The sequence below is a fragment of the Clavibacter californiensis genome (assembly GCF_021952865.1).
GTDB lineage: Bacteria > Actinomycetota > Actinomycetes > Actinomycetales > Microbacteriaceae > Clavibacter > Clavibacter californiensis.
In genome coordinates, this window is the sequence record NZ_CP040792.1 from 1,909,569 (window position 1) to 1,931,111 (window position 21,543).

The 21,543-nt window shown below is 74.5% G+C and carries 11 protein-coding genes; 6 read left to right on the forward strand and 5 right to left on the reverse strand.

All coding sequences use genetic code 11. The features are described 5' to 3' along the window. Positions 1-6: 6 nt before the first annotated feature. Complete coding sequence (locus FGD68_RS09345; protein ID WP_237609385.1) at positions 7-1,782, reverse strand: coiled-coil domain-containing protein; 1,776 nt, start codon at positions 1,780-1,782, stop codon at positions 7-9. Positions 1,783-2,065: 283 nt separating this feature from the next. Between FGD68_RS09345 and FGD68_RS09350 the strand changes: the two genes are divergently transcribed. Together FGD68_RS09350 and FGD68_RS09355 are read left to right on the forward strand one after the other, a co-directional pair. After that, positions 2,066-3,925, forward strand: a complete 1,860-nt coding sequence (locus FGD68_RS09350; protein WP_237609386.1) for a hypothetical protein — start codon at positions 2,066-2,068, stop codon at positions 3,923-3,925. Beyond that, positions 3,922-4,926 carry a tetratricopeptide repeat protein gene (locus FGD68_RS09355; protein WP_237609387.1) on the forward strand — a complete coding sequence of 335 codons (1,005 nt, stop codon included), beginning with the start codon at positions 3,922-3,924 and terminating at the stop codon, positions 4,924-4,926. The genes FGD68_RS09350 and FGD68_RS09355 overlap by 4 nt, the downstream gene beginning before the upstream one ends. 90 nt (positions 4,927-5,016) lie before the next feature. Here the strand turns inward: FGD68_RS09355 and glgB are convergent, their stop codons facing one another. Both glgB and FGD68_RS09365 read right to left on the reverse strand, forming a co-directional pair. Then, on the reverse strand, positions 5,017-7,605 hold the full coding sequence (gene glgB, locus FGD68_RS09360) for a 1,4-alpha-glucan branching protein GlgB (RefSeq protein ID WP_119373322.1): 2,589 nt from the start codon (positions 7,603-7,605) through the stop codon (positions 5,017-5,019). Further along, positions 7,602-10,178 carry a maltotransferase domain-containing protein gene (locus FGD68_RS09365; RefSeq protein ID WP_394803862.1) on the reverse strand — a complete coding sequence of 859 codons (2,577 nt, stop codon included), beginning with the start codon at positions 10,176-10,178 and terminating at the stop codon, positions 7,602-7,604. Before FGD68_RS09365 ends, glgB begins: the two co-directional genes overlap by 4 nt. A 217-nt stretch (positions 10,179-10,395) precedes the next feature. Here FGD68_RS09365 and glgP point away from each other — a divergent pair, with 217 nt between their 5' ends. Further along, positions 10,396-12,951 (forward strand): alpha-glucan family phosphorylase, encoded by a 2,556-nt coding sequence (gene glgP, locus FGD68_RS09370; protein WP_104235390.1) that lies wholly within the window; start codon positions 10,396-10,398, stop codon positions 12,949-12,951. A gap of 55 nt (positions 12,952-13,006) precedes the next feature. On the opposite strand, the gene FGD68_RS09375 is transcribed toward glgP, so the two are convergent. Both FGD68_RS09375 and FGD68_RS09380 read right to left on the reverse strand, forming a co-directional pair. Next, positions 13,007-14,341, reverse strand: a complete 1,335-nt coding sequence (locus FGD68_RS09375) for an SGNH/GDSL hydrolase family protein (RefSeq protein ID WP_237609388.1) — start codon at positions 14,339-14,341, stop codon at positions 13,007-13,009. A 156-nt stretch (positions 14,342-14,497) separates the two neighbouring features. Further along, positions 14,498-16,555: a glycogen debranching protein gene (locus tag FGD68_RS09380; protein ID WP_237609389.1), complete on the reverse strand. Its 2,058-nt coding sequence runs from the start codon at positions 16,553-16,555 to the stop codon at positions 14,498-14,500. 19 nt (positions 16,556-16,574) lie between these two features. Here FGD68_RS09380 and FGD68_RS09385 point away from each other — a divergent pair, with 19 nt between their 5' ends. The 3 genes from FGD68_RS09385 to ligA are packed head-to-tail and all read left to right on the forward strand — an operon-like array spanning position 16,575 to position 21,539. Beyond that, positions 16,575-17,780: a cysteine desulfurase family protein gene (locus FGD68_RS09385; protein WP_237609390.1), complete on the forward strand. Its 1,206-nt coding sequence runs from the start codon at positions 16,575-16,577 to the stop codon at positions 17,778-17,780. Beyond that, entirely contained in the window at positions 17,777-18,955 is a 1,179-nt protein-coding gene (gene mnmA, locus FGD68_RS09390; protein WP_237609391.1) for a tRNA 2-thiouridine(34) synthase MnmA, read from the forward strand. The genes FGD68_RS09385 and mnmA overlap by 4 nt, the downstream gene beginning before the upstream one ends. A gap of 7 nt (positions 18,956-18,962) precedes the next feature. Then, positions 18,963-21,539 carry an NAD-dependent DNA ligase LigA gene (gene ligA / locus FGD68_RS09395; RefSeq protein ID WP_119372742.1) on the forward strand — a complete coding sequence of 859 codons (2,577 nt, stop codon included), beginning with the start codon at positions 18,963-18,965 and terminating at the stop codon, positions 21,537-21,539. The last annotated feature ends 4 nt before the right edge of the window (positions 21,540-21,543 follow it).

Genomic DNA, 21,543 nt, shown 5'->3' on the forward strand with positions numbered 1-21,543 from the left:
GCGCGCTCAGCGCACGGTGCGGGGTTCGTCGTCGTCGGATGAGGAGTCGTCCGCCTGGGTCAGCACTCCGCGGACGTTCTCGAGGTACGCGGCCACCGACTCGCGCTCGATCCTAATGCGGTCGAGGCGCTCCTCCGCGTCGGCGAGGGTCTCGCGGGCGCGGCGCTCCGCGTCGGCGACGGTGTGGCGGGCGCGGCGCTCCGCGTCGGCGATGGCGGCGCGCGCGTCGTGGTCGGCGTCCTCCCTGGCCTTCCGCGCGGCGTCGCGGCTCTCGTTCGCGAGCGCCTCCGCCTCCTCGCGCGTGGAGTCGAGGAGGGCGGTGACCTCCTGCAGCCGAACCTCCGCCTCGCCGAGATAGGCGGCCGTGCGGTCGGCGGCCTCGCGCTGGCGCTCGGCGGCGTCACGGGCGTCGTGGTCGCGACGGGCGGTGATCTCGGCGTCGAGGTCGAGGTGGCCCTGCTCGATCTCGCGGCTGAGCAGCAGGCGCGCCTCGTCGGCCTCGGCGGCGAGCTCGCGCCGGGTCTGGGCGGCCTCGCGCTCGAGACGGAGGCGCTCGGCCTCCCGGCGGTCGGCCTCGAGAGCCTCGGCCTCGGCGATCTCCCGCTCCAGGGCCGTTCGGGCGGTGACGGCCTCCAGCTCGAGCTGGGCGCGCGTCGTCCGGGTCTCGCGCTCCAGGCGCTCGGTGCCCTGCGCGATGTCGCGGGCGAGGTCGGTGCGAGCCTCCTCGACGTCGCGCGCGAGGTCGCCGCGCGCGGTCGCCAGCTCCAGCTCGAGCGCCTCGCGCGTCTCGGCGATCTCCCGCTCGAGGGCGGCGCGGGTCTCCTCCACGTCGCGGTCGAACGCCGTGCGCTCCGCGTGGATCCGGCGGTCGAAGTCGTCGCGCGAGCCCTGCAGCTCGCGGTCCCAGTCGGTGCGCGCCTGCTCGATCTCGCGGTCGAGGTCCGCGCGGGTCTGCTCCTCGAGCTGGGTGAGGGCGATGCGCCGGGTCTCCTCGTCGAGCCGCAGCCGCTCCTCCGTCTCCCGCGCGTCGCGGTCGAGCTCGGCGCGCTCCTCGGCGACCGACTCGTCGTGCCGGGCGCGCGCGTCGGCGAGCTCGCGCTCGAGGGCGCCCCGGGCGAGGACCGTGTCGCGGGCGAGGTCGGCGGCGTCGCGGCGGGCCTCGTCGGTCTCGCGGTCCACGCGCGCACGCAGCTCGGCGACCTCGCGGGCCGCCTCGGCGCGCTGGGCGTCCGTCTCGCGCTCCGCGGTGGCGCGGAGGTCGGCCACCTCGGTGCGCGTGCGGAGGAGGAGGGCGGCGGCCTCGCGCTCGGCGTCGCTGCGGAGGCCCTCGGCGCGGTCATCCGCTCGCTCGTGCAGGTCGTCGGCCTCGCGGCGCGCGGCGTCGAGGATGTGCGCCGCCTGCGCCCGGGCGGAGTCCACGAGGTGGCGGGCGGTCGCCTCGGCCTCGGCGCGCTGCGCGTCCGTCTCCTCCTGCGTGGCGCGGCGGAGCCGGCCGGCGTCCGCGTCCGCCTGGGCGACCAGCCGGGTCGACTGCTCCTCGGCGACGCGGAGCGTGGCCTCGAGCCGGCTGCCGAGCCCGGCGAACGTGGGGCTGCCGACCTCGTCCAGCTCGTCGCGCAGCTCCTGCTCGCTGCGACGGAGGCGCTCGGCCTCGGCACGCAGCTCTGCCCCCTGCTGGTTCGAGCGGATCAGCTCGCGGCGCAGGTCGGCGACGGCCCGGTCGACCTCGTCGCGGTTGTAGCCGCGCATGGCGGGGCTGAACGGCGTGTCGTCGTGGGGCACGGGGGACTCCTTCGCGGGCGGCTCGCGGGCGCCGGGCGGGGCGCAGCAGGTGCCGATCCTACCGAGTCGGCCGCCGGCGACCCGGTCCGTCTCCCGGCGCCGGCGGCCGCCGAGGCAGGCGCTCCCAGGGTCGTCCGGTATCCTTCGATGTCGTCGTCCGCCGCCGGTCCGCCTGCAGCACAACGGAGCGTCGCGAGAGCATCCGTGCTCGTCGGCCGGCGCGGTCGTCATCCGATCGCTGCTCATGCGGCCGCCGCCCGCGACGACACGAGAGGAGACACCCGTGCGATTCGTCCTGGCGATCGCGACCTTCGTGGTCGCGGCCCTCATGATCGGGCTGGGGATCGCCCAGCACACGTTCCTGGCGGGACCCGACCGCATCACCGCGGCCACGTCGTCCACCGGCGACGCCGCGTACGCGATCGTCGACGGGAAGACGCTCAACGCGCATCCCGGCCTGCAGGACACGGTCGTCCGCGGCGACGGCGAGGTGTTCGTGGCCTACGGCCCCACCACGGACGTGGAGGCGTGGGTGGGTAGCAGCCCGTACGCGCGCATCGCCATGGACGACCAGGGCGTGCTGACGAGCCAGGTCGTGCAGCCGGAGGCGACCACGCCGACCCCCACGCCGAGCCCCACCGCGGCAGCCTCGGGCGCCGACGCGTCGGGCACCGCGGCCGCGACGACCTCCACGGTGACCGACCCGCGCGGATCCGACCTCTGGCTCTCCGAGCAGACCGGTCAGGGCGAGGTGCAGCTGAGCACCCGCCTCCCGGACGACGTCAGCCTGATCCTCGCCACCGACGGCCAGGCCGCCGCGCCGGCCGACGTCGAGCTCTCCTGGCCGTCCGAGGGCGAGTCGCCCTGGGTCGTGCCGCTCGTGGTCGGCGGCATCGTGCTGCTCGTCGTCGGGCTCGTCCTGTACCTCCTCGCGCTCCGCCATCTGCGTCGCAGCCGCGGACCGCGCCGCAACCTGCCGCCGCGCGGCGGCCCGCGCATCCCGCGCATCGGCCCGGCAGCCCGTCGAGCGGCCCTGACGGCCGGCAGCGGCGCTGCACCCGTGACGCCCCGCGGCCGCGGTCGTCGCAGCCGCATCGCGCTGCCCGTGCTCGTCGTCACCGGCCTCGCGCTCAGCGGGTGCACCGCGCAGGGCGCTCCGGCCGACCTCGCCGCGGGCGTGGGATCCACCGCGACGCCCACCCCGACCTCCTCGCTCGACGCCGCCCGCGAGGCGGAGGACGCGGATCCGCCCGTCGTGACGCAGGATCAGGCCGAGCGCATCGTGTCGCGCGTCTCCGAGGTCGCGACCGCGGCGGACCAGTCGCTCGACGCCGCCACCCTCACGCCCCGGTTCGCCGGCCCGGCGCTGCAGGAGCGCACCTCGGACTACCAGGTGCGCAAGGCCAAGCCCGACATCGCCGCCGTCCCCGCGATCCCCGCGGGCGACCTGCAGCTGACGCTGCCGCAGGCCACGGTCGCGTGGCCGCGCACGGTCGCGGCGGTCGTCAAGGACCCCGACACGGACGACGCGCCCACGCTGTCGCTCACGCTCGTGCAGGACAGCCCGCGTGACAACTACCGCGTGCTCTACGCGATGCCCATCTCCACCACGGCGGCCCTGCCGGACGTGGCCCCGGCCGCCATCGGCGCGGCGCGGCTCGCGTCGGACGTCAAGCTCCTCGCCGTGCAGCCGGACCAGCTCTCCGCGGCCTACGCGGACGTGCTGAACAACGGCGACGCCAGCCAGTACGCCGCCCTCTTCGATGCGACCGACGACGGCGTGCGGGCGCAGGACGCCAAGCGCAAGGTCGACTTCCCGGCGTCGATCGGCGAGACGGGCACGGTCGAGTTCGCGGCCACGGCCGACTCCGCCACGCCCGTCGCCATGTCGACCGTCGAGTCGGGCGCGCTCGTCAGCGTGACCGTGAAGCTCGGCATCGTCGCGAAGCCGACCGCGGAGGGCGCGAAGGTCAACGCGAACCCCGAGGTCCAGGCGATCACCGGGCTCACCGACTCGGCCAAGGGCTTCGACACCGTCCGCACGGCGCAGATGCTCATGTACGTGCCGCCCGTGAACTCGGGTGAGAAGATCCGCCTCTACGCCTCCAGCACCCACATCACCTCGGCCAAGGAGCTCCCATGACGAACGTGCCCCCCTCCGCCGCCAGCCTCCGCGGCGCCGTCGACCTGTCCTCGCTCGTGAACCGCGCGCAGGCGCCTGCCGCACCCGCGGGAGCGCCGGCCGGGGCCCCTGCGCCCGGAGCACCCGGCGCGCCGGCCGCCGGTGCCGGTGCCGCTGGCGCCCCGCAGACGGTGGACGTCCCGGGCCTCGTGCTCGCGGCCGACGACGCCTCGTTCACGCAGTTCCTCGACATCTCGTCCGTGGTGCCCGTCATCGTCGAGCTGGTGTCGACGGGACTCGCCTCGAGTCGCGAGCTCTCGCCCGTGCTCGAGCGCGTGATCACGGAGCAGGGCGGACGCGTGCTGCTCGTGCGCATCGACGTGGACCAGAGCCCGCAGCTCGGGCAGGCGTTCCAGGCGCAGACCGTCCCCACGGTCGCGGCGCTCATCGGCGGACGGCCCGTCGGCCTGTTCGCCGGCGTGATCCCGGAGGACCAGGTGCGCGACGTCATCCAGCAGGTGCTGGAGCTGGCGCAGCAGAACGGCGTGACCGGCCAGGCCGTGGCTCCCGATGCATCCGCCGCTCCGGCCGCCCCGGTCGAGGAGCCGCTGCCGCCGCATCACGCGGAGGCGTACGCCTTCATCGAGCAGGGCGACTACGCGTCCGCGGCCGCCGAGTACCGCACCGCCATCGCGCAGAACCCGCGCGACGCCCTCGCGGTCGCAGGGCTCGCGCAGGTGAGCCTCCTGGAGCGCCTCGACGGGAAGGCGGCGGACGAGATCCGCGGCGCCGCCGCGGCCGCCCCCGGGGACGTGGACGCGCAGCTGCTCGTCGCCGACCTCGACCTCTCCGGCGGGCACGTCGAGGACGCGTTCACGCGCCTGCTCGAGCTGTTCCCCTCGGCCGACGCCGAAGGTCGCGAGGCGATCCGCCAGCGCCTGCTCGAGCACTTCGAGGTCGTCGGCCTCGAGGATCCTCGCGTGGCCGTGGCACGTCGCCAGCTCACGCGCCTGCTCTACTGACGCGCGTCCCGCACGGACGCGCGTCCCCACGGACGACGACGGCGCCGCATCCCCGAGGGGTGCGGCGCCGTCGTCGTCTGCGCGATCCGATCAGACCGTGGGCACCCGCGGGGTGCCGTCGTCGGATCCGGGGGCGTCGTCCGTCGTGGACAGCCCCTCGACCGGCGGCTGCGCGTCGGGCGACTGCGGCAGCACGGGCAGGACGTCCGGCTCGGCGAACGGCGTGCCGTCTGCGCGCGACTCGTCCGCGTCGGGTGCCGCGTGCGCGGGCGCCTCGACGGGGCGGAGGTCCTCCGGATCCTGCTCCAACCGCAGCCACAGGCCGGCGAGCGGCGGCAGCGTCAGCTCCGCCGACGCGGGGCGGCCGTGCCAGCCCTCGTCGCCCGCGTGCACGGCGCCGAGGTTCCCGACGCCGGATCCGCCGAACTGCTCGGCGTCCGTGTTCAGGATCTCCTCCCACACGCCCGCCTGCGGCAGCCCCAGCCGGTAGCCCTGGATGGGCGCGCCGGAGAAGTTGTGCACGACGGCGACCTGGTTGCCCTCGCGGTCGCGGCGGAGGAACGCGAGCACGTTCCGCCCGGCGTCGCCGGCGTCGATCCACTCGAAGCCGGCCGGGTCGTTGTCGAGCGCCCAGAGCGCGGGCGTGTCGATGTAGGTGCGGTTGAGCGCGCCGACGAGGTCGAACAGGGCCCGGTGCACCGGCTGGTCGAGGATCCACCAGTCGAGCCCGCGCTCCTCGCTCCACTCGGAGACCTGCCCGAACTCCTGGCCCATGAAGAGCAGCTGCTTGCCGGGGTGCGACCACATGAACGAGAGGTAGGCGCGCACGTTGGCGAGCTTCTGCCAGTGGTCGCCCGGCATCCTGCCGACGAGCGAGCCCTTGCCGTGCACGACCTCGTCGTGGCTGATGGGGAGGAGGAAGTTCTCCGTGTACGCGTAGACCATCGAGAAGGTGATCTGGCCGTGGTGGTACGAGCGGTACATCGGGTCCTCGGCCGCGTAGTCGAGGCTGTCGTGCATCCAGCCCATGTTCCACTTGAGGCCGAAGCCGAGGCCGCCGTCGCTCGTGGGGCGCGTGACGCCGGGGAAGCTCGTGGACTCCTCCGCGATCATCACGATGCCGGGGTGGGTGCGGTACGCGGTGGCGTTGACCTCCTGCAGGAAGCTGATCGCCTCGAGGTTCTCGCGGCCGCCGTGCACGTTGGGGAGCCACTGGCCCTCCTCGCGCGAGTAGTCGAGGTACAGCATCGAGGCCACGGCGTCGACCCGGAGGCCGTCGATGTGGAACTCCTCGAACCAGTACAGCGCGTTCGCGACGAGGAAGTTCCGCACCTGCGAGTGCCCGAAGTCGAAGACGAGCGTGCCCCAGTCCTGCTGCTCGCCGCGGCGCGGGTCCGTGTGCTCGTAGAGCGGCTGGCCGTCGAACTGCGCGAGCGCGAATGCGTCCTTCGGGAAGTGGGCCGGGACCCAGTCCACGATGACGCCGATGCCGGCGCGGTGCAGCGAGTCGACGAGGAACTTGAGGTCGTCGGGTGATCCGAAGCGCGAGGTGGGCGCGTAGTAGCCGGATACCTGGTAGCCCCAGGATCCGCCGAACGGGTGCTCCGCGAGCGGCAGGAACTCGACGTGCGTGTACCGCAGCTCCTGGAGGTAGGCGACGAGCTCGCCGGCGACCTCGCGGTAGCCGAGGCCGGGACGCCAGGATCCGAGGTGCATCTCGTACACGCTCATGGGGGAGTCGTGCGGGTCGCGCGCGGCCCGCTCCTCGAGCCAGGCGGCGTCGTCCCACTGGTAGCCGCTCGTCTCGACGCGCGAGGCGGTGGCGGGCGGGACCTCGGTCATGCGGGCCATGGGGTCGGCCTTCTCGATCCACTGCCCCGCCTGCGTGAGGATCTCGAACTTGTACGAGACGCCGGGCTCGACGCCCGGCACGAAGAGCTCCCAGACGCCGTTGCCGTCGAGGCGGCGCATCGCGTGCTGCACGCCGTCCCAGCCGTTGAACCCGCCGATGACCCGGACGGCCCGGGCGTGCGGCGCCCAGACCGAGAAGGAGACGCCCCAGTACGTCTGCGCGACGCCCCAGTGCTCGCGGTGGTGGGCGCCGAGGACGTCCCAGAGGCGCTCGTGGCGGCCCTCGCCGAAGAGGTACAGGTCGAGGTCGCCCACGGTCGGGAGGAAGCGGTAGGGGTCGTCGCTCGTCCAGGTGCCGCCGTCGGAGTAGCGCGCCTCGACCTGGTAGTCCTGCAGGCCGAGCACGTGCGCGCCCTGCCAGACGCCGTGGCCGACGTGGGCGAGCGCGACGCGTGCGCCGGTGGAGAGGATCACCGAGACCGCGTCGGCGAGCGGACGCAGCGCGCGGACGACCACGAGGTCGTCGCCGACGCCGTCGATCGCGACGGGGTGCTGGCCGAGGACCGAGTGAGGTCCGGAGTGGACGCCCTCGGCGACGGCGCGCAGGTCGCCGTCGCCGACCTCGGGGAGGCGGATGGGGTCGGATGCGGAGGCGGGCGCCTCCTCCGCCGCGCCGTCGTCGTCGTCGGGCACGACCACGTCGGCACCCTGCTCGATGTCGGCGTCCGCGGCCGGCGGCACGACCACGTCGGCGCCGGGCAGCTCGTGCTGCGGGTCCTGCGGGTCCTGCGGGTCGTGCTGGGGGGTGGTGTCTGTCATGTCCGTCATCCCTTCGATGCGGTCGGGGTGACCCGGAACACGTGCACGGGGTGCGTGAACGCGTCGAGCCGGACGAAGTTGGAGGTCGACCACGTGTAGACGTCGCCCGTGAGGAGGTCCTCGACGTCGAACACGGCGTCCTCGGCGAGGCCCCAGCGGGTGGGATCGAGGTGGACCTGGGTCTCGCGCGCGGAGTGCGGGTCGACGTTGGCGACGACGAGGATCGTGTCGGCCTCGCCCGTGCCCGTGTGCTCCGCCGCGAGGTGCTTGGAGTAGACGAGGATCGAGTCGTCGTCGCTCCAGTGCACGTCGAGGTTGCGCAGCTGTCGGAGCGCGGGGTGCTGGCGGCGGATCTCGTTGAGCCGCGCGATCTCCGGCGCGATGGACCCGCCGAGCTCCTCCTGGCGGGCCCAGTCGCGCGGCTTGTACTCGTACTTCTCGTTGTCGATGTTCTCCTCGGCGCCGGGGCGCGCGACGTTCTCGATCAGCTCGTAGCCCGAGTAGATGCCCCACGACGGCGACGCGGTGGCGGCGATGGCCGCGCGGATCCGGTACGCCGCGCGCCCGCCGAACTGCAGGTACGGCGTGAGGATGTCGTGCGTGTTCGCGAAGAAGTTCGGGCGCAGGTAGTCGCTCGTCTCGTGGCTGACCTCGGTGAGGTACTCCTCGAGCTCCTGCTTCGTGTTCCGCCACGTGAAGTACGTGTACGACTGCTGGAAGCCGATCTTGGCGAGCGTCCGCATCATCGCGGGGCGCGTGAACGCCTCGCTGAGGAAGATCGCGTCGGGCTCGTCGCGCATCACCTGGTGGATGAGGCGCTCCCAGAACACGAGCGGCTTGGTGTGCGGGTTGTCGACGCGGAAGATCTTGACGCCGAGCCCCAGCCACACGCGCATGACGCGCAGCATCTCCCGGTACGACCCTTCCGGGTCGTTGTCGAAGTTCAGCGGGTAGATGTCCTGGTACTTCTTCGGCGGGTTCTCCGCGAAGGCGATGGATCCGTCGGGCAGCGTCGTGAACAGCTCCGGGTGCGTCGTGACCCACGGGTGGTCGGGCGAGGCCTGGAGGGCGATGTCGATCGCGAGCTCCATGCCGTGGTCGGCCACGGCGTCGACGAACGCGCGGAAGTCCTCTGCCGTGCCGAGCTCCGGGTGGATGGAGTCGTGACCGCCGTCCTCGGAGCCGATGCCGTAGGGCGAGCCCGGGTCATGCTCGCCGGCCGTGAGGGTGTTGTTCGGGCCCTTGCGGTTGGTGCGGCCGATGGGGTGCACCGGCGGGATGTAGACGACGTCGAAGCCCATGTCGCGGATCGCGGGGAGGCGGCCGGCGGCGGTCTGGAATGTGCCGCTCGTCCAGGATCCGTCCTCGTGCTGGACCGCGCCCTCGGAGCGGGGGAAGAACTCGTACCAGGATCCGACGGCGGCGCGCTCGCGCTCGACCACGATGGTCCGTTCGGGAGAGAGGGTGACGAGGCTGCGGAGGGGCAGGCGGTCGATCGCGGCGAGGACGTCGGGGGTCGTCGCGGCGGCGAGGCGCGCCTCGGGTGAGGCGTCGGCGTCGGAGATGCCGGCGAGCGCCGCCCGGAGGACGTCGCGGTCGGCGGCGTCGCGGGTCTCGTCGGCGGCGGCGCGCTCGAGCGCCTCACCGCCGAGGGCGAGCATCACGTCGACGTCGAGGCCAGCGGGGACCTTGATCTCCGCGTTGTGCAGCCACGTGCCGAAGTCGTCCGACCACGCGCTCACGCGCCAGGTCCAGACGCCCTGCGTCTCGAGCTGGGCCGTCGTGATCCAGCGGTCGAGCCCGGGCTTCGTGGCGTCGAGCTGCATGCGGTGCTCGGTCACGGCGCCCGTGGGATCGGTGAGGAGCACGTCGGCGCCGATGAGGTCGTGGCCCTCGCGGAAGATCGTCGCGCCGAAGGGCACCACGTCGTGGACGAAGCTCTTCGCGGGCCAGAGGTCGTCCTCGATCTGCGGGGTGAGCGACAGGATCGGGATGCGGCCGATGACGGGGACGTACGGCTCGTCGGCGGGCTCGGACCCGTGCGCGGTCGCGGTGTCGGTCGACGCCGGGGCGGCTGCCGCGGGCGCATCGGCGGGAGTCACGCCGGGAGCCTCCACGTCGGGCTCGGTGACATCCGCGACGGCGATCCCGGGCGCGGGCACGGGTCCCGACGCGGGCACGGGTCCCGACTCGGGCGCGGGCTCGGCGGGAAGGGCGTCGACCTCGGCATCGGGCGCGGCGTGACGCGGGGCCGTGGCGCGCTCCACGACGGGATCCGCCGGGGCGTCCGCGGGCAGCGGGTCGGCGTGGGCCTCCGGCTCGACGCCGTCGAGGCCGACGCCTGCGAGCTCGGCCGGGACCGGTTCGGGGACCCCGGGGACGGGAGCCTCGGCGACGGCGGGGGGATCCACCGTCACGGGGGCATCGACCGGCTCCGCGGGGGGCGCCTCGGGGATGAGCGGGGGCCGGGCCTCGGGCGGCTTCTGGGCGTCCTGGAGCTTCTGGGCCTTGGCGGCCTTGCGCGCTGCACGGCCGCGCACCGGGCGGGGGAGGGGATCGGGTCCGTCCTGGGGTGTGGTCACTGTTCGACCGTAGCCCGTGCGCCGTCCGGCTGTCGCTCGCCGCGGCGATGGCGGGCGCCGTGCGGATGCCCGACGCCCGCCCGACACCGTCCGTCCGGCAGGTGTCCACGGAGCCTCCACGCGCGGGCACGACCCTGGTGCCCTGCCCCCCCGCGGCCCTAGGCTCGGGAGCCATCCGCGCGGGCCAGCCCGCCGCTGTCCGGTCCGAGGGAGTCCCGTGAAGGCCATCCGCAGATTCACCGTCCGTGCCGTCCTCCCCGAGGAGCTGTCCGCGCTGGACGAGCTCGCCGGGAACCTCCGATGGTCCTGGTACGAGCCCACCCGCCGCGTGTTCGCGCACGTGAGCCCCGAGCTCTGGGAGGGGACGGGCCACGATCCGGTGGCGCTGCTCGGCGCGGTGGACCAGGAGCGGCTGCGCGAGCTCGCAGCCGACGAGGGGTTCGTCGCGTGGGCCGAGGAGCAGCGGGCGGACCTCCGCGCGTACGTCCGCGAGCCGCGCTGGTACCAGCAGCTGGAGGGTGACGTGCCGGAGGCGATCGGCTACTTCTCGCCCGAGTTCGGCATCGCCGCCGCGCTGCCGCAGTACTCCGGCGGCCTCGGGATCCTCGCGGGCGACCACCTGAAGAGCGCGTCGGACCTCGGGGTGCCGCTCGTGGGCGTCGGCCTGTTCTACCGCTCCGGCTACTTCCGCCAGGGGATCTCCTCCGACGGCTGGCAGCAGGAGACCTACCCCGTCTTCGACCCCGACGGCCTGCCGCTCCAGGTGCTGCGCGACGCCGACGGCGCGCCCGTCCACGTCGCCCTCGAGCTGCCCGCCGACCGCACGCTGCACGCCCGGATCTGGCAGGCGCGCGTCGGACGCGTCCCGCTGCTCCTCCTCGACACCGACGTGACCGAGAACGACGACGACCTCCGCGGCGTCACCGACCGGCTCTACGGCGGAGGCGGAGAGCACCGGCTGCACCAGGAGCTGCTGCTCGGCATCGGCGGGGTGCGGGCGATCGCCGCGCACGCCCGCGTCACCGGTGCGCCCGTCCCGCGGGTCTTCCACACCAACGAGGGACACGCCGGCTTCCTCGGCGTCGAGCGCATCTCCACGCTCATGGCCGACGGGCTCGACTTCGACGAGGCGCTGCAGGTCGTGCGCGCGGGCACCGTGTTCACGACGCACACGCCCGTGCCCGCGGGCATCGACCGGTTCGACGTCGGCCTCGTGCGCGAGCACGTCACGGAGCGGCTGCTGCCCGGGGTGCCGCCGGAGCGCGTGCTGGGGCTCGGCGCGGAGCTCCACGACGGCGGATCCCCGGACGTCTTCAACATGGCGCTCATGGGCCTCCGCCTCGCGCAGCGCGCCAACGGCGTCTCGCAGCTCCACGGCGAGGTCAGCCGCGGCATGTTCTCCGGGCTCTGGCCGGGTTTCGACACCGACGAGGTGCCGATCACGAGCGTCACGAACGGCGTGCACGCGCCGACGTGGACTGATCCGATGCTCATGTCGCTCGCGCGCGAGCGCCTCGGCACGTGGGACACCACGGCGGCCGACTGGTCGTCGACGGCCGTGAGCGACGGCGACCTCTGGGACGTGCGCGGCCGGATGCGCCGCCAGCTCGTGGAGGACGCCCGACGCCGCGTCGTGCGCGCCTGGCGCGAGCAGAACCCGGGCGCGGTCGAGCCGGCGTGGCTCGAGGACGTGCTCGACCCCGAGGTCCTCACCATCGGGTTCGCCCGGCGCGTGCCGACCTACAAGCGGCTCACGCTCATGCTCCACGACCGCGAGCGCCTCCGCCGGATCCTGACCGACCCGGAGCGGCCCGTGCAGATCGTGGTCGCGGGCAAGTCGCACCCGGCGGACGACGAGGGCAAGCGCCTCATCCAGGAGCTGGTGCGCTTCGCGGCCGAGCCCGGGATCCGCGGCCGCCTCGTGTTCCTGCCCGACTACGACATCGGCATGGCGCAGCTGCTCTACCCGGGCACCGACGTCTGGCTCAACAACCCGCTGCGCCCGCTCGAGGCGTGCGGCACGTCCGGCATGAAGGCGGCGCTCAACGGCGCGCTCAACCTGTCGATCCTCGACGGCTGGTGGAACGAGTACTTCGACGGCGGCAACGGCTGGGCTATCCCGTCGGCCGACCGCGCGCACGACGGCGCCGAGCGCGACGCGATGGAGGCGACCGCGCTCTACGACCTCATCGAGAACCGGATCGCCCCCCGCTTCCACGACCGCGACGCCGACGGCGTGCCCACGGGCTGGGTGCACGACATCCGGCACACCCTCAAGACGCTGTCGCCCGAGCTCAGCGCCGATCGCATGGTGCGGCAGTACGTCGAGCGGCTGTACGTGCCGGCCGGCCGGGCGCAGGCCGTCGTCGCGGCGGACGGCTCGGCCCGGGCCCGCGAGCTGGCGGCCTGGCGCGGACGCGTCGCGGCCGCGTGGCCGTCGGTGCAGGTCGCGCACGTCGAGTCGGAGGGCGTCGAGCACCAGGCGCAGGTCGGCGACGAGCTGCGCGTGCGCGCGTGGGTCGCGCTCGGCGGCCTCGGCGACGGGGACGTGACGGTCGAGGTCGTGCACGGGCGGACAGGTGAGGGCGACGTGCTGACGGACGTGGTGCGGCACGCGCTCGAGCCCGTGGGCGGATCCGGCGGGCAGCAGGAGTACGCCGGCACCGTGCGGCTCGCGGTCGCCGGGCCGTTCGGGTACACCGTGCGCGTCGTGCCGCGGCACGAGCTGCTGGCGTCGAGCGCGGAGCCGGGGCTGGTCGCGGTCGCGAGCTGACGCGGCCGGGCGGCGTGCGCTCGAGCCCGCACGGCCGCCCCGCCGCCCCGCCGTCTCAGGCCGGGGTGGCGGAGAGCTTCGCGGCGAGCACCTCGGCGAAGCGCGCGTAGCCCTTGTCGTTCGGGTGGTTGTCCGGGCCCATCCAGCCGTACGGGTCGGAGGCGCCCTCGCCGACCATGCGCGGGATGTACGCGCCGATCTCGAACACGTCGGCGAGCGGATCCGCCGATGCCGCGTCCCGCAGCGCGCCGATGTAGTCCGCCCACGTCGTGCCGCGGATCGGCAGCGTCGTCCGCTCGTACGGCGGCGTGAACAGGATGGGCGCGTCGCTCGTGGTGCGGATCAGCTCGATGAGCACGGCCGCGTCCGAGCGCACCTGCTCGGGCGTGCGGACGACCACGTCGTTGATGAGGTGCTCGGGCATCCAGAGGTCGAGCTCGAAGCGCGGGGCCGAGCGGATCCACGTGCTCACACCGTCCGGCCGCGCCTTCTCCGACAGCTGCCAGAGCTGCGAGCCGGAGTTGCCGCCCTCGATGACGTGGATCCCACGGTCCTCGTCGCCGTCGAACAGCCACGCGCCCTCGAGCTCGGGCTTCCCGCCGGCCCACGCCACCGTGATCGCGTGCTCGGCGGAGTCCATGGCGGGACTCGTCCAGGTGAGGGATCCGCCGACGTCGGCGCGCACCGTCTCGGGCTCGCCGTCGTCGACCTGCACGGTGATGGCGGCGTCGAGGCCGGGCGCCCACCAGCACACCCGAGCCGAGGTCATGCGCGCGGTGTACGTGCCGGGACCCGACGCCTCGGTGAGCATCACCACGCGCCGCCCCCAGCCGTGCCGGCCGCCCGCGGCGGGCGTCCCGGCGAACGCGAAGCCCTGGTCGGCCGGCACCGTGATCTGGTGTCGGGAGGCGATGTAGTCGAGTCCGCCGCGCGCGCCCGAGGGGAGCGCGCCGCGCAGCCGGTCGCGGAGCTGGGCGGGGTAGGCGTGCTGGAGCGTGGTGGCGCCCTGGCCCTCGGTGATGCTGTCGCCGAGCACGCCGATCGTGAGCCGGCGCTCGCGCACCTGGTCCCGGAGGGCGTAGAAGCCGGCGAGCGCGTCGTCGGGGGCGTAGGTCATGGGGTCGAGCGGCGGGCCGCCGGATGCGGTGACCTCGGGCGCGGCCGGATCCCCGGGATCCGGGGTCGGGGTGGCGGTGGCGCCGCTCGTGGGCGGGGCGGGGCGGGGCGTCGTGGTGCAGCCCGCGACGGCGGCCACGGCGGACAGCGCGGCCAGGCCGCCGCCGGCGACGAGCGCGCGCCGGGTGATGGTGCGGCGTCGACCGGTCGGGCGGGTCACGGGCGACGCGTCGGGGAGGCGGTCGCCGGGCGGTGCGGGGGACTCGTCGGTCATGTGCGGCGTCCTCGGAGGTTCTGGGCGCGGCGGTGCGCGGCGGATGGTGCGGGCGCCTCCAGGAGAGCACATGAGCGCCGCGCGACGCGAACCCGGCGCGGCCCCCGTCCGGGACGGATCGCCGCGTCGGCAGCGCCGCATCCCGGGAGGCGCGGCTCAGCTGGCGCGGTAGATCCGCAACGCCGGCCCGTCGACCTCGACCCGGTCGCCTGGCGCGTCGTCCGTCGCCACGACCTCGGGCCGCTCCCACTCGCTCGACCACAGGAGCCGCCAGCGCGTCACCCCGTCGTGCTCCGGCAGCGTCACCTCCGCGCGGGACTCCTGGCCGTGGACCACGACGAGCACCGTGCTCGGGTCCTCCGTCTCGGGGGTGGATGTGGTGATCCACTGCAGGGTGCGGCTGCCCGAAGACTCCCAGGCGGCCTCGGTCATGGGCGCGCCGCCCGCGTCGCGCCAGGCGAGGACCGATGCGCTCGGCACGTGCGCGTCGGGCTCGGCGTAGCGCACGGGCCGGAGCGCCGGGTTCTCCCGCCGGATGCGGATGAGGTGGCGCGTGGTCGCGTGCAGGTCCATCCGCCACGCGTCCTCGTCCCAATGCATCCAGGTCGCCGCGTTGTCGAGGCAGTAGCCGTTGTTGTTGCCGCGCTGGGTGCGGCCGCGGTCGTCGCCCATCGTGATCATGGGGATGCCCGCGGAGACGAGCAGCGTGCCGAGGAGGTTGCGCGACGTCCGACGGCGGGCCGCGAGGATCGCGGGGTCGCGCGTCGGCCCCTCGACGCCGTGGTTCCAGGAGCGGTTCGCGTCCGTGCCGTCGCGGTTGGACTCGCCGTTGCCGCTGTTGTGCTTGCGGTCGTAGGTGGTGAGGTCCGCGAGCGTGAAGCCGTCGTGCGCCGTGACGAAGGAGACGGAGGCGAGCGGGCCGCGATCGGCCGCGAACGTGCCCGATGACCCGGCGAGGCAGGAGGCGAGCGCCCCGACGCCGTTCGGGGCGCGGCCCGCGCGCCGGGACTCGGCGACGTCGGCGAGCCAGAAGTCCCGCACGACGTCGCGGTAGCCGTCGTTCCACTCGCTCCAGCCGGATCCGAACCCGCCCGTGCGCCAGCCGCCCATGCCCACGTCCCACGGCTCGGCGATCATGAGGAGCCCGTCGAGCGCCTCGTCCTCGACGATGGCGCGCAGCAGCGGGTGCGCGGGGTCGAAGTCGACGCGCTCGTCGCGGCCGAGGGTCACGGCGAGGTCGAAGCGGAAGCCGTCGACGCCCATGACGTCGGACCAGTGCTCGAGCGAGTCGAGCACCAGGCGCTGCGCGTCGGGCCGGGACAGGTCGACCGTGTTGCCGCAGCCCGTCACGTCGATGGGCGTCCCGTCCGGCGTGTGTCGGTAGTACCGCGAGCCGTCGATGCCGCGGAGGCTCGTGACCGGCCCGTCGGCGCCCTCCTCGGCGGTGTGGTTGTAGACCACGTCGAGCACGACCTGGATCCCCGCGGCGTGCAGCGCGTCGACCATGCCGCGGAACTCCGCGGCGACCGCGTCGGCCCCGGCGTCGCGCGCGGCGCGGGTGGCGTATGGCGCGTGCGGCGCGAGGTAGGCGAGCGTGTTGTAGCCCCAGTGGTTGATGCGGCCCTGCGCGCGCAGCCGCTCCTCGCTCGTGGAGGCGTGCACGGGCAGGAGCTCGACCGTCGTGATCCCGAGGTCGGCCAGGCGCTCCACCGTGGTCGCGTGCCCGAGCCCCGCGTACGTGCCGCGCAGCTCCTCGGGCAGCCGCTCGTCGAGCTTGGTGAAGCCGCGCACGTGCAGCTCGTAGAGCACCTGGCGGTCGCGCGGCACGACCGGTCGCGCGGCACGGCGTGCCTCGCGCTCCTCGGCGGGCACCTCGCTCGTCACGACCGAGCGCCACGCGGCGGGACCGACCTGCACGAGGCCGCGCGCGTAGGGGTCGAGCAGGTGCCGCGTCGGGTCGAAGGAGTCGCCGGGTGCCGGGTCGCCGTCGACGCGCACCGAGTAGGCGGTGCCGGGGACGAGCCGTGGGCTGGATCCGGTCCAGACGCCCTCGTCGCCCCGCTCCAGCGCCACGACCTCCACCACGCGGCGCGGGTCGTCGACGGCTGAGACGGTGAGCTCCACGGCGGACGCGCCGTGGCTCACGACGCGCAGCGTGCCGCCCTGGTCATGGAGCGTCAGCCCCAGGGGCACGGGCGGTCCTGGGCGCGGCATGCGACCTAGGGTAGGGGGCATGACGGTCTACCTCGACCACGCCGCGACGACCCCCATGCGGCCGGAGGCGATCGCGGCGCTCGCCGGGGCGCTGACCCTGGTGGGGAACCCCTCCTCCATCCACTCGCACGGCCAGGAGGCCAGGCGCGTGCTCGAGGAGGCGCGCGAGGCCATCGCGCGGGCGCTCGACGCGGACCCGGTCGAGGTCGTGCTCACGTCCGGCGGCACCGAGTCGGTGAACCTCGGGATCAAGGGGCTGCACGGCGCACGCGTCGCGGCCGACCCCCGGCGCACGCGGATCCTCGTGCCCGACGGCGAGCACCACGCCACGGTCGACACGGTCGAGTGGCTCGAGCGGCGCGGTGCCGTCGTGGAGCGCCTGCCGATCGACGCGGTCGGGCGCATCCGGGTCGATCGGGTCGCCGCCGCGCTCGCCGCGGATCCCGGATCCGTCTCCCTGCTCACCTTCCTCGCCGCGAGCAACGAGGTCGGCACGATCCAGCCCGTCGAGGAGCTCGCCGCCCTCGCCCGGGCGCACGGCGTGCCCGTGCACGTCGACGCGGTCGCGGCGCTCGGCCACATGGCCGTCCCGTTCCGGCGCTGGCGCGACGCGGGCGTCCACGCCGTCAGCGTCTCCGCGCACAAGGTCGGCGGCCCCGTGGGCACCGGCGCCCTCGTGCTCGCGCGGCGGGCGACGGTGGACCCGCAGATCCACGGCGGCGGTCAGCAGCGGCAGGTGCGCTCCGGCACGCAGGACGCCGCGTCCGCGGTCGCGTTCGCGGCGGCCGTCAGCCTCGCCGTCGCGGAGCTCGACGCCGAGCGCGTGCGGCTCCGGGCGCTCCGGGACCGGCTCGTCGGGTCCGTGCTCCGCGACGTGCCGGGTGCCGTGCTCCGCGGCGACCCGGATCCCGCCGGCCGCCTCCCCGGCAACGCGCACCTCACCTTCGCGGGCTGCCAGGGCGACTCGCTCCTGCTCCTGCTCGACATGGCCGGCGTCTCGGTCAGCACCGGATCCGCGTGCCAGGCCGGCGTGCCCGAGGTCTCGCACGTGCTCATCGGCATGGGCGTCCCGGAGGACGAGGCCCGCGGCGCGCTCCGCTTCACGCTCGGCCGCACCACGACGGACGCCGACGTCGACGCGCTCCTGGCGGCGCTGCCCGACGCCGTCGCGCGCGCCTCCCGGGCGGGCCTCGCGGGTCGCGCGGCGCGTAGGCTCGCGGAGTGAAGATCCTCGCAGCGATGAGTGGCGGAGTCGACTCCGCCGTGGCCGCCGCCCGGGCCGTCGAGGCCGGGCACGACGTGACGGGCGTGCACCTCGCCCTCAGCCGCATGCCGGGCACGCTGCGCACCGGATCCCGCGGCTGCTGCACCATCGAGGACTCGATGGACGCGCGCCGGGCCGCCGACCTGCTGGGCATCCCGTTCTACGTGTGGGACTTCTCCGAGCGCTTCGCGGCCGACGTGGTCGACGACTTCGTGGCCGAGTACCAGGCGGGCCGCACCCCCAACCCGTGCATGCGCTGCAACGAGCGGATCAAGTTCGCCGCGGTCTTGGAGAAGGCGCTCGACCTCGGCTTCGACGCCGTCTGCACGGGCCACTACGCGGACGTCGTCGAGGGACCCGACGGGCAGCCCGAGCTGCACCGCGCGGCCGCGTGGGCCAAGGACCAGTCGTACGTGCTGGGCGTGCTCACCGCCGAGCAGATCGCGCACTCCTACTTCCCGCTCGGGTCCACGCCCTCCAAGGCCGAGGTGCGCGCGGAGGCCCAGGCCCGCGGGATCCAGGTCGCGCAGAAGCCCGACAGCCACGACATCTGCTTCATCCCCGACGGCGACACGCGCGGCTGGCTCGCCGACCGCGTGGGCGCCGAGCCGGGCGTCATCCTCGACGGCGACGGGAACGCCATCGGCACGCACCGGGGCGCCGCGGCGTTCACCGTCGGGCAGCGCAAGGGGCTCGCGATCGGCACGCCGGCGCCCGACGGACGGCCGCGGTTCGTGCTGGAGATCCGGCCGAAGGACAACACCGTCGTGGTCGGCCCGCAGGAGGCGCTCGCCATCCGCGAGATCGCCGGATCCTCGTACACCTGGGCCGGCACCCCTCCGACGCGGCCGGACCAGCCGTTCGACTGCGACGTGCAGATCCGCGCCCACGCGGACCCCGTGCCCGCGCGGGCGGCGGTGTCGGTGGTCGACGGCAGCATGCAGCTCGTGATCACCCCGAGAGAGCCCCTGCACGGCGTCGCCCCCGGGCAGACCGCCGTCGTCTACGCCGGCACGCGCGTGCTCGGCCAGGTCACCATCGACCGCACGGTGAGCGCCGTGGACGACGCCCGGCCGCCGATGCGCGACGCCGCCCTGGCCGACGCCGCCCTGGCCGACGCGATCGCGGGGGAGTGAGCGTCACATGAGCGACACGACGACCGGATCCGACCGGGCCGCAGACCCCGTCCCCGCCACCACCCCCGCCGAGCTCGACGCGGCCTCCGCCCGGGTGGATGCGCTCCGCACCGAGATCGAGCGCCATCGCGACGCCTACTACGCGTCGAACGCGAGCACGGTCGCCGACGCCGAGTACGACGCGCTCGTGCACGAGCTCGAGGCCCTGGAGGAGGCGCACCCCACGCTCCGCAGCCAGGACAGCCCCACGCAGACGGTCGGCGGCCGCGCCGAGACCACGCTCTTCGCGCCCGTCACGCACGCCGAGCGCATGCTCAGCCTCGACAACGTCTTCAGCGAGGAGGAGCTGGCCGAGTGGGCCGCCAAGGTCGAGCGCGACGCCGGCAGCGGTCGCGTCCGCTACCTCTCGGAGCTCAAGATCGACGGGCTCGCCATCAACCTCCGCTACGAGCACGGCGTGCTCGTGACGGCGGCCACGCGCGGCGACGGCGTCGTCGGCGAGGACGTCACGCAGAACGTCCTCACCATGGGCACGGTCCCCGAGCGGCTCGCCGGATCCGGCCACCCGCCGCTCGTCGAGGTGCGTGGCGAGATCTTCTTCCCCGTCGCGGAGTTCGACGAGCTCAACGCCCGGCAGCTGGAGGTGGGGGAGCGCGTGTTCGCGAACCCCCGGAATGCGGCGGCGGGATCCCTGCGCCAGAAGGAGGAGGGCAAGAGCCCGGCACGCCTCGAGCTCATGCGCGCGCGCATCCGCCGCCTGCGCATGCTCGTGCACGGCATCGGCGCGTGGCCCGTCCACGAGCTCGAGCGCGACGCGCACGTGTCCGCGCAGTCGGAGGTCTACGGGCTGCTGGCCGGCTGGGGCCTCCCCATCTCCACGCACTTCCGCGTGTTCGACGACATCGCCGAGGTGACGGAGTTCGTGCGGCGGCACGGCGCGCACCGCGCCGAGGTCGAGCACCAGATCGACGGCATCGTCGTCAAGGTCGACGACCTGGGGCTCCACGAGGAGCTCGGCGCCACGAGCCGCGCGCCGCGCTGGGCGACCGCGTACAAGTACCCGCCCGAGGAGGTCAACACGAAGCTCCTCGACATCGTCGTGAGCGTCGGCCGCACGGGTCGTGCCACGCCCTTCGCGGTCATGGAGAAGGTCGAGGTCGCCGGATCCGAGGTGCGCCAGGCCACGCTGCACAACCAGCAGGTCGTCAAGGCCAAGGGCGTGCTCATCGGCGACACGGTCGTGCTGCGCAAGGCCGGCGACGTCATCCCCGAGGTCCTCGGCCCGGTCGTCGAGCTGCGCGACGGATCCGAGCGCGAGTTCGTCATGCCCACGCTCTGCCCCGAATGCCAGACGCCGCTGAGGCCCGCCAAGGAGGGCGACATCGACCTCCGCTGCCCGAACGCCCGCAGCTGCCCGGCGCAGGTGCGCGGCCGCGTCGAGCACGTGGCGTCGCGCGGCGCGCTCGACATCGAGGGCCTGGGCGAGGTCGCGGCGGCCGCGCTGACGCAGCCGCTCGAGCCGGAGGATCCGCCGCTCGAGACCGAGGCCGGCCTGTTCGAGCTCACGATGGCCGACCTCGTGCCCATCACCGTGGTCGTCCGTGACGCCGAGACGGGCATGGTCAAGGCCGACGAGAGGACCGGCGAGGCGAAGCGCGTCACGCCGTTCCGGCGCAAGCGCGCCCCGAAGCGGGACGGCGCCTTCGATCCGGCCGCGCCGTGGGGCGACGAGGACAGCGTGCCCTCGAAGTCCGCCGAGGTGCTGCTCGAGAACCTCGACAAGGCGAAGACCCAGGACCTGTGGCGCATCCTCGTGGCCCTCAGCATCCGCCACGTCGGCCCGGTCGCCGCGCGCGCGCTGGCCGGCTGGTTCGGCTCTCTCGACGCCATCCGCTCCGCGAGCCGCGAGGAGCTGGCCGCGGTCGACGGCGTGGGCGGCATCATCGCCGACGCGCTGCTCGACTGGTTCGAGGTCGATTGGCATCGCGAGATCGTCGACCGCTGGGAGAAGGCGGGCGTCGTCACGGCTGTCCCCGGCCACCCGGGTCCGGGCGCGGCGGCCGCGGCGGGCGGCGTGCTCGCCGGGCTCACGGTCGTGGCCACCGGGTCGCTCGAGGGCTACACGCGCGAGGGCGCGCTCGAGGCGATCATGGCGGCGGGCGGCAAGGCCGGATCGAGTGTCAGCAAGAAGACCCACTACGTCGCGGCCGGGCCGGGCGCGGGATCCAAGCTCGGGAAGGCGGAGGCGCTCGGCGTGCGGATCATCGACGCGGCCGAGTTCCGCCTGCTCGTGGAGCAGGGGCCCGACGCCATCGCGCTGCCGGGCGCGGATCCGGTGGCCGATGCGGAACCCGCGGCCGACGCGGCCGGGGCCCCAGCGGTCGGCGAGGGGGACGAGGTCGCGACCGCGGAGGCGAAGCCGAAGCGCGCCCGGAAGCGGAAGGCGCCGGCCGCCGCGGACGTCGCGTCCCCCGCGGACATCGCGACCCCCGCGGACATGGACGCGGACGCCGCAGCCGACCCCGCGTCGACCGACCCCGAACCAGCCGATCACCAGCCGGAGGGCGCCGCAGAGACCCCCTGATCGG